The 14,382-nt window shown below is 67.2% G+C and carries 12 protein-coding genes; 9 read left to right on the forward strand and 3 right to left on the reverse strand.

The annotated features are described in order from the left end of the window. Together PV679_RS30250 and PV679_RS30255 are read left to right on the forward strand one after the other, a co-directional pair. Nucleotides 1-627 (forward strand): lanthionine synthetase LanC family protein (locus PV679_RS30250; RefSeq protein WP_319683785.1); only part of this gene is annotated, 627 nt, incomplete at its 5' end. A 135-nt stretch (nt 628-762) separates the two neighbouring features. After that, the gene (locus tag PV679_RS30255; RefSeq protein WP_319683786.1) at nt 763-3,513 is read left to right on the forward strand and encodes a DEAD/DEAH box helicase; all 2,751 of its coding nucleotides are present in this window, start codon (nt 763-765) and stop codon (nt 3,511-3,513) included. 184 nt (nt 3,514-3,697) lie between these two features. Here PV679_RS30255 and fabG read toward each other — a convergent pair whose 3' ends face one another. Together fabG and PV679_RS30265 are read right to left on the reverse strand one after the other, a co-directional pair. Then, complete coding sequence (gene fabG / locus PV679_RS30260) at nt 3,698-4,402, reverse strand: 3-oxoacyl-ACP reductase FabG (RefSeq protein WP_319683855.1); 705 nt, start codon at nt 4,400-4,402, stop codon at nt 3,698-3,700. Between the two features lie 326 nt (nt 4,403-4,728). Further along, on the reverse strand, nt 4,729-6,357 hold the full coding sequence (locus PV679_RS30265) for a helix-turn-helix transcriptional regulator (RefSeq protein WP_319683856.1): 1,629 nt from the start codon (nt 6,355-6,357) through the stop codon (nt 4,729-4,731). Between the two features lie 858 nt (nt 6,358-7,215). Between PV679_RS30265 and PV679_RS30270 the strand changes: the two genes are divergently transcribed. The 6 genes from PV679_RS30270 to mobC all read left to right on the forward strand — a co-directional run bounded on the left by PV679_RS30270 (nt 7,216) and on the right by mobC (nt 12,062). Then, nucleotides 7,216-8,247, forward strand: coding sequence for a hypothetical protein (locus PV679_RS30270; protein ID WP_319683788.1), 1,032 nt, complete (start codon nt 7,216-7,218; stop codon nt 8,245-8,247). Then, complete coding sequence (locus tag PV679_RS30275; protein WP_319683790.1) at nt 8,244-9,002, forward strand: ATP-binding protein; 759 nt, start codon at nt 8,244-8,246, stop codon at nt 9,000-9,002. The genes PV679_RS30270 and PV679_RS30275 overlap by 4 nt, the downstream gene beginning before the upstream one ends. 116 nt (nt 9,003-9,118) lie before the next feature. Continuing rightward, the gene (locus PV679_RS30280; RefSeq protein ID WP_319683792.1) at nt 9,119-9,787 is read left to right on the forward strand and encodes a WhiB family transcriptional regulator; all 669 of its coding nucleotides are present in this window, start codon (nt 9,119-9,121) and stop codon (nt 9,785-9,787) included. Beyond that, the gene (locus PV679_RS30285) at nt 9,784-11,079 is read left to right on the forward strand and encodes a DUF2637 domain-containing protein (protein WP_319683793.1); all 1,296 of its coding nucleotides are present in this window, start codon (nt 9,784-9,786) and stop codon (nt 11,077-11,079) included. The genes PV679_RS30280 and PV679_RS30285 overlap by 4 nt, the downstream gene beginning before the upstream one ends. Further along, the gene (locus PV679_RS30290) at nt 11,076-11,267 is read left to right on the forward strand and encodes a hypothetical protein (protein ID WP_319683794.1); all 192 of its coding nucleotides are present in this window, start codon (nt 11,076-11,078) and stop codon (nt 11,265-11,267) included. Before PV679_RS30285 ends, PV679_RS30290 begins: the two co-directional genes overlap by 4 nt. Nucleotides 11,268-11,528: 261 nt before the next feature. Beyond that, nucleotides 11,529-12,062 (forward strand): plasmid mobilization relaxosome protein MobC, encoded by a 534-nt coding sequence (mobC, locus tag PV679_RS30295; RefSeq protein WP_319683795.1) that lies wholly within the window; start codon nt 11,529-11,531, stop codon nt 12,060-12,062. A 9-nt stretch (nt 12,063-12,071) separates the two neighbouring features. On the opposite strand, the gene PV679_RS30300 is transcribed toward mobC, so the two are convergent. Further along, on the reverse strand, nt 12,072-12,557 hold the full coding sequence (locus tag PV679_RS30300; RefSeq protein ID WP_319683796.1) for a hypothetical protein: 486 nt from the start codon (nt 12,555-12,557) through the stop codon (nt 12,072-12,074). An 85-nt stretch (nt 12,558-12,642) separates the two neighbouring features. Here PV679_RS30300 and PV679_RS30305 point away from each other — a divergent pair, with 85 nt between their 5' ends. Then, a complete protein-coding gene (locus tag PV679_RS30305) occupies nt 12,643-14,370 on the forward strand; it encodes a relaxase/mobilization nuclease domain-containing protein (RefSeq protein WP_319683798.1) in 1,728 nt (575 codons plus the stop codon). Nucleotides 14,371-14,382 lie beyond the last annotated feature (12 nt).

A 14,382-nucleotide genomic window follows, 5' to 3' on the forward strand; every position in this document is an offset into this window, starting at 1 on the left:
CACCCCGACGCCCCCACACCGAACGGCCACGCCAACGCCGGCCTCGCCCACGGCATTTCCGGCCCACTCGCCCTCCTCGCCCTCGCCAAACAACGAGGCATCACCGTGAACGGCCACGACACGGCCATGACCCGGATCTGCCACTGGCTCGACCAGATACGCCAACACGACCACCGCGGCACCCGCTGGCCACGATGGATCACCGAGACCACCGCCGTACCCACCTGGCCGGCCGCTCCGTCCTGGTGCTACGGCACACCCGGCCTGGTCCGCGCGCAGCAGCTCGCCGCGATCGCCCTGGGCGACGACCACCGCAAGCGGATGGCCGAGCGCGCACTGCTGTACTGCCTGGCTGACCCACTCCAGATCAACCAGCTCACCAACCGCGGACTCTGCCACGGCGTCGGCGGTGTGCTGCGCACCGTTCAGCGCGTCGCCGAAGACGCCGAAACCCCCTCCATGTTCGCCGCCCGCCTCGCCCAGCTCAGCCAACACTTCCTTACCGTCGGGCCGCCCGAGAAAACCGGCTTCCTCGAAGGGGCCACCGGGGCAATCCTGGCGTTCCAGAGCGCCGAGCAGGACTCCGGTCCCGCCAGCGACTGGGACGCCTGCCTCCTCCTGAGCTGAGGAAAAGATCAGGTGAACCCCCCAGCCTCACCGAGCAAGCCATCCTGTCCGTCCCCGCCCGGCACGCCAGTCGACGACGCCGCGGCCCAGGCGGCTCGTACGACACCAGCACAATCGAAAGCAGAGAACGTGAACGTGGCAGCAGCACCACCCCTGTGGCAACACCAGCAAGAAGCGGTGAAGGACCTCACGAGGGAGCTCCGCTCGGCGGCGCGCGTCACCAACGTGATGGCGTGCGGTACAGGGAAGACGCGGGTCGGAGCTGAAGTAGCCGGTCTGGTATCGCCGTCCGGGCCCGTGCTGATCGTGGTGCCCACGCTCGACCTGGTCGCCCAGACACTCACTGGCTGGCTGGACGCGCTGGGTCGTGAGGCGCTGGGCCACATCATCGCTGTGTGCGGCGACAGAGAAGTCATGGACCGCGACGCGGCCAACGACCTGACTGACCTTCAGATCGAGGTCACTTCCGACGCCGGCCGGCTGGCGGAGTTGCTGCGCGCGCGGAGGGGGCGCAGTACCGTGGCCATCACGTACCAGAGCCTGCCGAAGCTCGTCGCAGCCCACCGGATCAGGGGTGTGCAGCCATGGAAGCTGGTTGTGGTCGACGAGGCCCACCGCTCGGCCGGGGTCAAGGGCCGGCAGTGGTCGGTGATCCACGACGACGTGCTGGTGCCCGCGTCCGCGCGCCTCTATATGACGGCGACACCGCGCCTGGTGAGCGTGCGTGAAGGCGATCTGTCCGAGGTTGTCAGTATGGACGACGAAAAGGTGTTCGGCCGCGTCGCCCACCGGCTCAGTTTCGCGAGGGCCCGGGAGCGCAAGCTCCTGGCCGGCTACCGCGTCATTGTCTCCGTGGTCACGGACGAGGAGATGCACCGACTTGCCACCGAACATGACAGCAGCACTTTTCTTCAGCTCGGGCCGTCCGCAGTGTCCGCACCCATGTTGGCACGTCAGGTTGCGGTTCTACGGGCAGCCCGCGAGTTCAAGGTCCAGCGCATGCTCACGTACCACCGCCGGGTGACCGACGCACGTTGGTTCTCCCAGACCCTGCCCGAAGCGGACGCGTTGCTCGGACCGGCGGACACGTTGACAACGGGCTTCGTCCACGGTTCTCAAGGGCGGGCGCAGCGGCGTAAGGAACTCAAGAAACTGGCGGACGATCGCCTCGACCGGGTGGTCATCTCCAACGCACGGGTCCTCTCGGAAGGCTACGACGCGCCGCTCGTCGACGGCCTCGCCTTCATTTCCGCTCGGAAGTCCACGATCGACACAGTTCAGGCGGTCGGCCGGGCCCTGCGCCTGGGCGGCATGAAGGACAAGACCGCGTACATCCTCGTTCCGGTCCTGATGGAACCCGGGCAGGATCCTGTAAGTGCCCTCCAGGGCTCGGCATACGCGCCTGTATGGCAGGTGGTGAGCGCACTGGCCGCTCATGACGAAGCTCTCGGGGCGGAACTGGATGCCCGGCGCCGCGCGTTGGGCGGAAGCCACCGGACCTCCGGGGGGACCCTCACGGAGCTGCCGAAGTGGCTCCAGTTCAGAGGCATACCGGTGCCCGACCGGTTCGCTGAGGCGATCACAGTGCAGGCAGTCCGGTCCTCCACCACATCATGGGAAGAGTACCTTGGGGCTGCCGCCGCCTACGCCGACGAACACGGCAACCTGCTGGTCCGCACCGACTTCGTCACCGAATCCGGGCTCACCCTGGGGCACTGGATCCGCCGGGCCCGCCAGCTCCACAACGACGGCTACCTGTCGCCGGCCCGGCATGCCCAGCTCGAAGAGATCGGCATGGTCTGGGATGTCCTCGACGAGACCTTCGCGCGGCGCCTCGAAGCCGCGGCCAAATACCGTGCCGAGCACGGCGACTTGCGCGTCCCACGCAGCTACGTCACCCCTGAGATCGACCCATTTCACCTCGGCATGTGGATCAACGGCCTCCGACGGCGGCGAGGTCAGCTGCCCTCCCGGCAGCGTGAAGCGCTGGACGAGCTGGGCATGGTGTGGTCCGTGTTCGCGGAGGACTGGAAGCAGGGCATCGAAGCAGCCCGCGCATACCAGCGTCGCAACGGGCATCTCCGTGTCCCTCGCGACCACGTCGAAGAAGCCACGGACAGGTCCGAAGGCTTCCCACTGGGCTTGTGGCTGGCAGGCAAGCGTGAAGGGCACAAGACGATTCCTCCGGGGAGAATCATCGAACTCGATGAATTGGGAATGATCTGGAAGGCCCGTGAGGACAAGTGGCGTCGCAATTTCGAAGCAGTGCAGGAATACCACGCCCGCCACGGCAACCTCGATATACCGGCACGGCACATCGAGCAAATTTCCGCCGGCGAGGTCGATCTTGGCCAATGGCTGTATCGACAGCACGCCGAAATGGAAGCCGGTACGCTCAGTGCCGAACGCACTGCGGCACTCGAAAGCCTGGGCATGAAGCCGGGGCGAACCCGTGAACGGGCCTGGCAGCGCGCCCTCAGCTTCGCGCACCTATATCACGAGAAGTTCGACAACCTCAACATGCCGGCTCTGCAGACAATAACCGACGCGGACGGCGTGGAATTCAAACTCGGGATGTGGATATCAAAGGCGCGGGATCGCCGAATTCGCGGAAAGCTGACAGTCGACCAAATATCAGAGCTGGACAAGCTCGGAATGATCTGGGACGTAAATGAGGCCCTGTGGCTTGAGCATTTCGCCGCAGCCAAAGAATTTTATCGAGCCCATCGCCACTTGAAGATCCCGGTCAAATATGTCACCGAGCCGCCGGCGGAATTGCGTCTCGGTGCCTGGATCTCCCGTCAGCGAACCGACTTCAAAAAGGGAAAGCTTTCCATGAAGTACATCAAGGACCTCACAAAGATCGGCATGCGATGGCCGACCTGATGAATCCGCCGGGGCGGCACGTTCGCCCGACCCGGAATCCGTGCCTCAGCCGCCGTCTTGGCTGTACGGCTGCGGGGACGCTGGCGTGAAGCACCATGCCTCCGGCGCGTCTCCGGGCTGCCCGTGGACTCACTCCGAGGAGGCTCCGCTGAAAATCCTGCTGGGTTGTGCGCGAATCGTGGGATCAATGTCCCATGCCCATGCCGCCGTCGACGGGCACAACGGCGCCGTTGATATAGGCGGCGCCTTTTGAGGCGAGGAAACGCACGACGGCGGCAATCTCCTGCGGGTGAGCGGACCGGCCGAGCGGAACCTGTGCCAGGAGTTTTTCACGCTGGGCCGGACTGATCTTACTCATCATGTCCGTATCAACGTAGCCAGGAGCTACTGCATTGCAGGTGATGCCGTGCGGACCGGCTTCTCGGGCCACCGATCGGGCGAAACCGAGGAGAGCCGCCTTCGACGCAGCGTAGTTGGCCAGCCCCGATGCCCCATGCAGGCCCACCACCGAAGAAATGAGTACGATCCGACCGTCCCGCGCCGAAAGCATCCCGCCAACCACACGTCTGACGACCCGGAAGGTGCCGGTGAGGTTGACGTCCAGTACTGAGGTGAAGTCCTCCTCCGACATCCGTACCAGCGGCATGTCCTTGGTGATGCCTGCATTGGCCACCAGGACCTGTACCTGGCCGTTCTTTGCTTCTATCTCTTCGTATGCGCTCTCGATTTGTCCGGGATCCCGGACATCACATCTTACGGCGAGGAAGCCCTGGGGAGGCTCTCCCGACCGATACGTGATGGCAACTCGATCACCGGCAGCCGCAAGGCTATGGGCAATGGCAAGGCCAATGCCCCGGTTGCCACCAGTCACGAGTATCGAGCGGCTCAACATGTACGCCTTTCGCTGCGGATGATGCATAAACGCTGACTGCGGCGCTCAACTTGCCCTGTGGGCATGCGTTGCGCGGTTGGTGACGAAGTTTCATCACCCGTTCTTTGTGACGTGTGAAATATCGATGCCCCGCCGCAACAGCGCCAACGCCTAACCCGGGCGGGTCCATTGAGCCTGACCGCCCAGCTCCGGCAAATCGCCCCGGAGGAGATAGCGGCCTTCAGCCTGCATACCCGTAACGGCCCTGCGCTGCCGCCGTTGACGGTCGCAGCGCAGGGCCGTTGTGGAGATTATGCGGCGGTGGCTGGTTACCCGGCTGGCCTTTAGGAAGCGATCCGGGGGACGGCGGCGGCTTCGCAGGGGGGAAGGCTGTGGTCGGCCTGCCACAGTTCATGGTGGATGGAGTCCAGGACGCCCATCCGGTGGCGCATTTGCGATCGCAGGCTCTGGATTTGTCTGACGGCGTGGCGGGGGTCGGAGGGCAGGATTGCGCGAGTAAGGATCTTGTACTCCTCCACGGTTTCGCTGCGTTCTGCCGCGTGGGGGAGGCGGAGAGCAAGCGTGTTGGCGTTGATCTCGACAATGGCCCATTCACCGTCGGGTTCCGGCGTGGCCCAGATGACAGATCGGTTCAAGGGGGAGAGAGTGAGCCGGCATCCGCCTCCGATAAGCCTGCTCAGTTCCGGGAGGTCGATCGCATCGTCGCCGGCCAGGTAAGCGGCGTCCCGTGCGGAGGCGACGGACCGTCGTCCGGTGAGGCTGTGGACCATGCGGCGCTGCGCGTCTTTGTAGGCTCCGGCCAGTACAGGAGCTGGCTGCTGGGCCGGCAGCGTCCAGGAGACCGCGAGTGCGTCGGTGGGGACGTCGTCTTCCTCGTCGCCGGTCTGGAGCCATGTGATCACGACGAGCCGGTGGTCGGGGAGGCTCGCCGGGTAGAGGACGTGGCTGACGACTTCGACGGGGATCCAGTTGCGGGCCGGCAGTGACATGCGGAAGTGGTGGCCGTCGCGGCTCTCGCTGACTTCGCTGCTCGACTCCCAGATGCTGCGGACGTTGCTGTCGGCACACACGTCGCTGATGAGCTGGACGAGTTCTGCTCTGTCATCGCCGCGGCTGGCCAGGGCGAATTTCAACAGCCGTACGTAGGCTGCCGCGTGCTGTGGCCAGTCGTGGTATTGGACGCGGGCGTCGGGGTGGAGGAGCGCCCACTTGATGAGATTGGCGCCCGGCTCCAGGACCCAGGGCCACCAGTCGGCCATGGCCTGATTGAAACCGCGGATGTTCCACAGTCCATCGGTCAGGTAGGTAGGGCTCGGCATCTGCTTGTCGATGAGCAACTGCAGGGCGCGCTGCACGCCTATCTCCGGCGGCGACGAGATATTCATTGCGCCCCCGATGCTGTAGAGGACCAGAGCGGAGCGCTCATCTCGCCCCAGTTCGAGTACGTCGGCCAAGGCATCGCACTGAGCCCGGTCCAGACGCATGGTGGCGCCGCTTTCCAGGTCCTGGTACCAGCGTACGGACCTGCCCAGCGCCTCGGCGACCATCGGTTGCGTCAAGGGAGTGCCCCTACGCGCGCCGGCGGCTGTGCGCCACGCGCGGAGCAGTCCCGCGAGCCCCATCAGATGCCCGGGGTCCGGGGTCGTGCCCTCCAGCTCCATTGCGTCCTCGCTCTGTCTGTCTGTCACGCGACGGGTGCGCGACTCGTTGCGGTGATTAAGAGAGATGTCTTCATATCGCGGAGGCCGCCTCCGGCTTCCTCCTGGGAAAACCATACGAGATCGGAAAGCGTTCCCGGCAATAGGTTTCCTCGTCACGATCACTGTGAAATGTTCATAGTGCCGATGGCAAAGTGGCTCCAGCGACCGTGGGTGGACATTTGACCTCAACTGGGCGGGACAATCGCAAGCTTTCGGAGTGAAACAGTCATTCCGGGCCGCAATTTTTTGCATGTCAGGAAACACGCAATTCTTTGCGGGTCGCCATTTTCCGTGGCCGGCAGTCCGGTCTTCCCTGGCTCGATTCGCGCCCGGTAATCGACCTGGCGCTCAGTCAATTATGCATCGGGGAAGGCGAGTTGATTGGTACAGGTAAACAACTTCGGGCCCCCGTTATGCGCTGAAACTACGCGCGTAGAGAAGTTTTGCCTCGCGTTGACGATTCTCGGCCGCGCGGCTTAAATCGCTACGGCTGGTCACCCCGTGGTCGGTGGTTTGTTACCAGGGCTCGCCGTCGTCCGCTGGGGTGCTCCTGGCGTGGCCGCGGTCGTGATCCGGGTGCTGTGAATTAAGGGGACGCCAGCCGGTCGCTTGACCGGCGGTTGTCTCCGCTCGGCTGGGCGGCACTGTGTGGAACGACTTGTGGAGAGTGCAAGAGCTAAGTCTGGATCTTGACAGGAGGTTGCGCTTATGTTCGTCGTCGCCAGCCGGGCAGTCCGCCCGGGGCCAGAAAAGAGGAGTGAGATGTGGACCGCGTGCAACCAGCGGCCGGGTTAAGGCTGCGAAATAGCGGCGGCGTCTGAGAGGGCCAACTCTCAGACGCCGACCGGCATATGACTCTCTCGCCCACGCATGGGCTGGAGCTTCACTCACGCCGCATCGGCCCTTGTGACGGGGCACACCGGTGCGACTTCACTTCAGAGGAGAGTGTTGCATGACGACTGCCATGCGCAAAAGGCCGGGCATCCCGGCCGGCGCGGCAGCCTCCGCCCCTTCTGCACCTGCCCGCGAGCAGTTGGTTCCGGGCCCTGACCGCGGCGGCCGGGACGGGGCTGATGTCTGATGGCGCGTATCCGCACTATTAAGCCGGAGATGTTCGAGTCGGAAGCTCTGGCCGAATGCTCGGTGACCGCGATGCTGACGTTCATCGGCCTGATGACTCAGGCGGATGACGCGGGCCGGCACCGGGACCACCCGGCGATCATCGCCGGACGCCTGTGGGCCCTTCGCCCCGAGCACACCCCCACCCATGTCGCCCGCGACCTCGAGGAGCTGGCCACGGCGGGACTGATCTGCCGGTTCACCGGCTGCGACGGCCGGAACTGGCTGCACATCGTGACGTGGAAGCGGCACCAGAAGATCGACAATGCCTCCGCGCCGCGAGCGCCCCGGTGCCCGCGGCACGAGGAAGCGGAGAGGTGCGGCAAGTGCAAGGAACGGCGCTGCCCTGCCCGGCCCGTTGATGCCCCTGTCGCGATTTCCCAGAAGAGTCTCGGTGAAGTCTCCCCGAGCCCTGTCCGAGACCTCGATACGACGGTTTCACCGGATACCTTCCGTGAGTCGAGCCCGGAGATAGCGCCCGCCGATTCGGGCGTCACCCGTCCAGCCCTCTCATCCGACGCGAAAGCCGCAGCATCCATATCTCTTGGCAACGTCGCAGGTCAGGGCGCTTTCGGTGAGTCCTCGACAGGTCCTCGCGAGGGCTCGGGTACTGGATCTAGGATCTTGGATCCTGGATCTGTACCTACGGGGCGCGGGGCGCCCGCCCCTGACGCCGCATCCGAGACCGTCTCCGCGAAGCAACTGGTGGCCGAGTACGCGAGCGGCTGCCACCGCCGCCCGCCCAGCAGCACGCTCGGGCACCTGGGACGGGAGATCAAAACCCTCCTGGCCGAGGACTTCGAGCCGGGCGACATCCGCACGGCGCTCGACCGCCTGCGGAGCAAAGGTCTGCACCCGAGCGTGTTGCCCAGCCTGGTGAATGAGGTTGTCAACGCCTCGCCGCACAGCGCGTCACCTCCGTCGAGCGCCTCCGGCGGGGGCCTGTGGGCCAGCAGCGGATCCGCCTACACCCCGTACCTCAACACGACGCCCGAGCCGACCACGTTCGGAGGCGGCCTGTGACCCGCGCCCACCTCGCCGATCCCCAGCCCGTGGTCTCCGACCGGCTCCGCGCCCGCCTCGAAGCCCGCCTCGCGGCTCGTGGCATCACCACCGAAGGGCCGGCACCTGCCGACGCCCCGGAGCCGATACCGGCCCTGGAGACGGCGCAGAAACGTATCCCCTTCGACTACCGGGACGCGGTGGCGGACCACCCGGACGTCCTCACGTGGGTGCGGACCATCGTGGATGCGGCGGTCGCGCCGAACTCCGGCGGGCTGTATCCGAACTGGGGCGGCTCGGGCCGGCGGCAGATCGCCCACGGCCCCTCGCTCCTGCTGTGGGGCCCGACCGGTACCGGTAAAACGCACCAGGCGTACGGGGCCATCAGGGCACTGATCCGCGCGGGGTGCGGGGTGCGGTGGCACGCCACGACGCTGGCGGACCTGTACGCCGAGACGCGCCCCCGTCCGGGGACGGATCCGGAGTTCCTGCTCCGCCGCATCGCGCGGGTGCCGTTGCTGTTCCTGGACGATCTCGGCGCCGCCAGGGCGACCGAGTGGACCGAGGAGCTGAACTTCCGGCTCGTGAACTGGCGGGCGGAGAACCGGCTCCCGACGATCATTACCAGCAATCTGCTGCCGGTCCGCACCGCCGATGTGAAAACACAGCCCGTAGTGCTGCGTGACAAGGTCGGCGACCGCGTGCTCTCCCGCTTGTCCGGCATGTGCACATCCGTCGAGTTCTCCGGCCCCGACCGCCGCTACCCGCGCCGCTGAACCCCGGTCCCCTTCGCCTCTCCCCCGCTTTCCTCGGGACGGCACCCGCTGCCGCGCCCCTGTCCTGCCTCCCGCCGTGTGACCCTCCACCGGCCCGCGAGGCACCGGAGACACCCATGCGCTACATCACCACCAACGCTTCACCGCTCTCGGCCCTGCGCGGGATCGCCGACCACAGCTGGCAAGTCCGCGGTCGCTGCTACGGCATGGAGGCCGCCGACGCCGACCGGCTGTTCTTTCCCAGATCCCGCAACCACAAAGTGATCGCCCAGGCGAAGAAGCTCTGCGGCAAGTGCCCCGTCAAGCGGGACTGCTTCAACTACGCCCTGGACAACGAGATCCGCACTGGTCTGTGGGGCGGTCTGACCGAAGCCGAGCGCCGCCCCTGGCACGCCAAGATCAGCGCGCGCCTCGACTATGCCCGGGTACGTGCCGCCCTCGCCGGCCGTGACGTGCAGCTGAGCAAGCCCGAGCGCGACACCGTCATCCGTCACGCCTACCTGCGCGGCTGGAGTGCCGAGCACCTGGCCTACCTGCTCCAGAGCGACCTGGACTGGATGCGTGACCGGCTCCGCGAGGCCGCCCACGACATCCGTGACCGCGACCGATGGTGGGACCTCTACGACGACCAGAACAACGGCGACGAGGAGAACTACACCGAAGAACAAGAGGACGACGAGGAAGGGACGGACGAGGAGGAGGACGACAGAACCGGCGCCCCGTCCCCTGTCGAACGCCACGTGCATACCAAGGAGCTGATCGACGAGCTCGGAAGGGCCGCATGACCCACCCCAGCCCCACGCCTGTCGCCGTCGCCCCGATCGGAAACTGGGATCGCCTGGCCATCATCGCCCTCGGCTCCGCCGGCTGCGCCCTGAGTTACGACGCCCTGCAGCAAATGGCCGTCGCCATCCACGTCCGCGGACTCCTCACCTACCTTTTCCCTCTCGTAATCGACGGCTTCATCGCCTACGGTGTCCGCGCCCTGCTCGTCCTCTCCGCGGCGCCCCTGCGGGCCCGCGCCTACGTCTGGATGCTCTTCGGGACCGCGACCACCGCCAGCATCTGGGCCAACTCCCTCCACGCAGTCCGCCTCAACCAGCAGACCACCCCGGGCGGTCTGCGCCTGGGCGACACCGTCGTCGCGATCCTGTCCACCCTCGCCCCGCTGGCCCTCGCCGGCGCCGTCCATCTCTACATCCTCATCACCCGGCACCGTCCCCCGATCCTCACGGGGACAGAGGCGGGACCAACCGGAGACCGCGCCACAACGGTCCCCAGTCCCCCGCACTCTCAGCCTGGTCCCGGCTCCCCACGGGACCAGGCCCGGCACGGGGACCGTCCCTCGGAGAGGCGCCCGGGACCGGCTCTCGCGACAGGTTTCCCGGCCGGCAGGGACCCGGATCCCGCCTCCCTCAGCCACAATCAGGGGCACTCGCCCTCCCCGGCGCGGAGGGCTGAACTCGCCGACCGTGAAGGCGGGACCAACAACGGGACCATGATGGAAGGCGCAGAGACGGCAGTTGTCTCCGCAGCCCGCCCGCACCGTCTCGCCACGGTCGCCGATTCCTCGGTCCCCGACAACGGAACGGACGAACCGGCGGACACGGTCCCGGTGACCGACGGCAGCGGGGACGGTCCCCGCGTCCCGCGTCCCGACGGTGGGGACCGGGACCGGGCTTACGTGGACGGGGACGGTCCCCGAGCGGGCACGGTTCCCAATGGTGGGGACCGGGACCAGGCTGGCACGGTCCCCGGGACGGTCCCGAATAAGGACGTCCCCCGGACAAGGCAGTCCGGGCGCCGCGCCGAGGGGACCGGGGACCGGTCCCCGATGGCTGGGGTCTCGCCGTCCCCGTCTCGGGCGCGGTTCTCGGAGGACGAGATCGTCGCCCGGATCCGCCCTCATGTGCCGGCGGTGCTGGCACGGAGCGGGAACGAGGCCATCACGCGTGTGCAGCTGCGGCAGATCATGCGCGATCAGCAGATATCCATCCGCAACGAGAACCTCACCCCTGTCCTGCGCCGCCTGCGCAGCGAAAGCGGCAGCAACGCCAAGAGGAGCAGCACCCGATGAAAACCTGCCGGCGATTCGCCCGCATCGCCGCTGAATACGAGCGCGAGTTCCAGTACCTGCGCAACTACGCGGACCGCGATCCCGGCACACCGCGCGCGAAGGCCAGCGCGAACAAGGCGCACGGTACAAAGCGGGCCAAAGCCAGAGCCCTGAGCACGCACTTCGAGCGCTGCCGCGAATGCGGCTGACCCAGCCCGAGCACCACCACCCCATGACCGGCCTTGCCCGAGCGGTGGCCCAGCGTACGCCGGGCCACCGCCCCCTTCTGCACTCGCACACGTCACCTCTGCCACGAAAGCCGGCCTGGATGACGAGGTCCGGCATCGCACCCACACCACAAGGACTTACATCCGATGACGAACCGGAACGCCCCCGCCCACGAGCCGGAAGGCCAAGGCCCCAACGCGACCCCAGAAGGAGCAAGTTATCCGCCAAGACCGTCTTCCCCGTTGGGGAAGACGGCCTCGGCGCAACCCGCCCCCAAGGTGGCGGGACCGGACCTGCGCCGGGGGGCGCAGGTCCGGGAGGCAGCGACCGGGGGCGGATCGCAGCCGGAGAAGCAGCCGTCGCGACGCAAGCGCCGCGACGTCAAGAAGACCGTGCGTAAGCGCTCGCCGAAGTCCGGCGCCGACAAGCGCGTGCACGTGATTTACGTCCGTCTCAATGACGCCGAGAAGACAGTGCTCACCGCTGCCGCCACCGCGACACGAACAAGCCTGCCCGCCTTTCTCGCCCGCAGCGGCCTCGTCGCCGCGCACGACCTCGACAACACGGCCGCCGCCGTTGCCGGCCATCGAGAGCTGGTCAGCGAACTGTTCGCGGCCCGCCGGCATCTCGGGCAGGTTGGCAACAACCTCAACCAGGTAGCCCGTGCGATCAACAGCGGCGGACGACCAGCGGAGATCGACGCAGTCGCTGCCGCGGTCCAGCGTGCCGTGTCGCGCGTCCAGGCGGCCACCGACCGGCTGCTTGAGCAGCGGTGATCGCGCAACTCACGCCGACCACGAGGCACTGCCGGCCAGCAGGCCGCGGACGTCGCTTCGCACGGTCTGCTGGAACTGGTCTCGCAGTGCCCCGACCTCGTCCTTCATGGCGCGTAGTCCCCGGGTGTCTCGTTGGTCCGCGGTGGCCACGTAGTCGCGCGCACGTTTCAGAGAGCGAAAGACGCTGTCGGCAGCCTGGACCACGTCGGTCGAGGCCACGATGCGGATCTGCTGCCATGTGCCGCCGAGATTGAAGCCGGCGAAAGCCGCGTCTGCCGCTCTCCCGCGTTCCTCGGCCGCCGTAGTTTCCAGCACGCGGAGGAGGTCTCTCCCCGTCTTCTCCATCGCGACCAAGTACTCGACATACAGAACCGTACGCAGTTCCAGCAGACGCGTGACCGACTCCTGGCGCCACCGCCGATGATCGGCCAGCGCCGTCGCGCCGGCCCCGAGCAGAACTCCCACGAGCGCGGCAAGCGGCGATATCCAGTTCATCCGTGGTGCATTCCCACCACGAGGACCTGGAACGCACCCTTCCCGCTGACCACATCAATTGATCAATTCGGTCGAGGACAGCAGCATGATCCCCCGGATCCACGAGCGTGGACAGCGCACCATCGGCCTCCTGTACTACCTGTACGGGCCGGGCAAGTACGAGGAGCACACCGACCCGCACCTCGTCTCGTCCTGGGACAACAACGCCCCTGACCCCGGCCGTGACAAGACCGCCACCCTGAAGCAACTCCAGCAGCTCCTCGACCAACCCCTGAAGAACATCGACGCCTCGGAGCGGCCGAGGAAACACGTCTGGCACCTGTCCGTCCGCAACGCCGCAGAGGACCGCATCCTGACGGACGAGGAGTGGGGAGACATCGCCCGCCGCATGGTCGCCGCCGCGGGGATCGACGACCCGGACCAGGGTGCGGGCTGCCGGTGGGCGGCCGTCCGGCACGCCGACGACCACATCCACATCATCGCCACCCTCGTCCGCGAGGACGGCTACAAGCCCGACCTCGACCACGATGCTCCCCGCGTCCAGGCGGAGGCACGCCTCCTCGAAGCCGAGCTGGGGCTGCGCCGCCTCAACCGCGGAGACGGCACCGCCGCGCAACGGCCCACCAGCGCCGAACGGCACAAGGCCACACGCAAGAAGAGGGAACGGACACCGCGCGAGGAACTGCGGGAAACCGTGCGCCGCGCGGTGGCCGGAGCCCAGGACCAACGCGAGTTCTTCGACCGGCTCCGGGCCGCCGGGCTCCTCGTCCGGACACGGGTCGCACCCTCCGGTGACCTGCTGGGCTACACCGTCGCACTGCCCGACGACCGCAACAAGGACGGCGAGCCGGTCTTCTACTCCGGGTCCAAGCTCGCCCCCGACCTCTCCCTGCCCCGCATCCGTGAACGCTGGTCCGGCAACGACCCCACCACGGCCCAGAGCGGAGACGCCTCCACTGGCCAGGCACAGCGGCCGTCGGGACCGGCAACGGCGCGACGGCGAGCGACAACCGCGGTCTGGCAGGCGGTGCTGGTCGTCGACCACGGTGACGACGCACAGGCCACCGCGCAGATCGCGGCGGCCGGGGAGGTGCTGGACGCTCTCGCCAAAACCTCCGCAGCCCACACGAGACGCGAACTGCGCGAGGCCGCGTTCGCGTTCGAACGGGCCACCCGCTCCCACATACGAGCGGAGCGCGGTCATGACCGGGCGCTGCGTCAGGCCGCCCGCGATCTTGTCCACGGCGGTCCGGCACTCGGCCGGGGAGAGGACGGCGCCACGACAGCGATGCTAATCGACATGATCGTCTTCCTTGTCGTGGCGTCCGCCCACTGGCACGGGAAGAAAGAGCACGCCCAACAGGCCGCTGCCGCCCGGCAGGCAGCCGAACACCTGCGTGTCGCCTACCAGGCAGCAGCCCAACGGCCGATGACCGCCCTGCACGACCGGGGCCGCCAGCTCTCTCAGCCCCGAATGCTCAGACACGTCACCACCCTGCGCCAAGCGGTGCCAGAGCTGGCGGAGCGGATCCTCGCCGAACCGGGCTGGCACGCCCTGGCCGCCACCCTCGCTGACGCAGAAGCCGCCGGCCACGAACCGGCCACGCTGCTGACTGCAGCAGCGGCGCGGCGGGAACTGGACACAGCGGAAGCGGTCAGCGACGTGCTGGTATGGCGCCTACGACGCACGGCCCATCTCCCGGCCGACGCCTCCACCACGCCGAAGGTCGAAAGCGGCACCAGCACGCGACTCCCGTCGCGCCCTGCCCCTCTTCCCGCAGACCAGAAGAATCAGCCCCACAAGGCCCGTTGAGTGTGAGATTTA

The sequence above is a fragment of the Streptomyces sp. AK02-01A genome (assembly GCF_033795305.1).
In the GTDB taxonomy this organism is placed as follows: domain Bacteria; phylum Actinomycetota; class Actinomycetes; order Streptomycetales; family Streptomycetaceae; genus Streptomyces.

What these genes read in the sequence shown, in the direction of transcription:
- PV679_RS30265 (WP_319683856.1), bottom strand. Translation starts at nt 6,357, where the DNA reads ATGCAAAAAATTGCGGCCCGGAATGACTGTTTCACTCCGAAAGCTTGC.
- PV679_RS30270 (WP_319683788.1), top strand. Translation starts at nt 7,216, where the DNA reads ATGTTCGAGTCGGAAGCTCTGGCCGAATGCTCGGTGACCGCGATGCTG.
- PV679_RS30280 (WP_319683792.1), top strand. Translation starts at nt 9,119, where the DNA reads ATGCGCTACATCACCACCAACGCTTCACCGCTCTCGGCCCTGCGCGGG.
- PV679_RS30285 (WP_319683793.1), top strand. Translation starts at nt 9,784, where the DNA reads ATGACCCACCCCAGCCCCACGCCTGTCGCCGTCGCCCCGATCGGAAAC.
- PV679_RS30290 (WP_319683794.1), top strand. Translation starts at nt 11,076, where the DNA reads ATGAAAACCTGCCGGCGATTCGCCCGCATCGCCGCTGAATACGAGCGC.
- PV679_RS30300 (WP_319683796.1), bottom strand. Translation starts at nt 12,557, where the DNA reads ATGAACTGGATATCGCCGCTTGCCGCGCTCGTGGGAGTTCTGCTCGGG.
- PV679_RS30305 (WP_319683798.1), top strand. Translation starts at nt 12,643, where the DNA reads ATGATCCCCCGGATCCACGAGCGTGGACAGCGCACCATCGGCCTCCTG.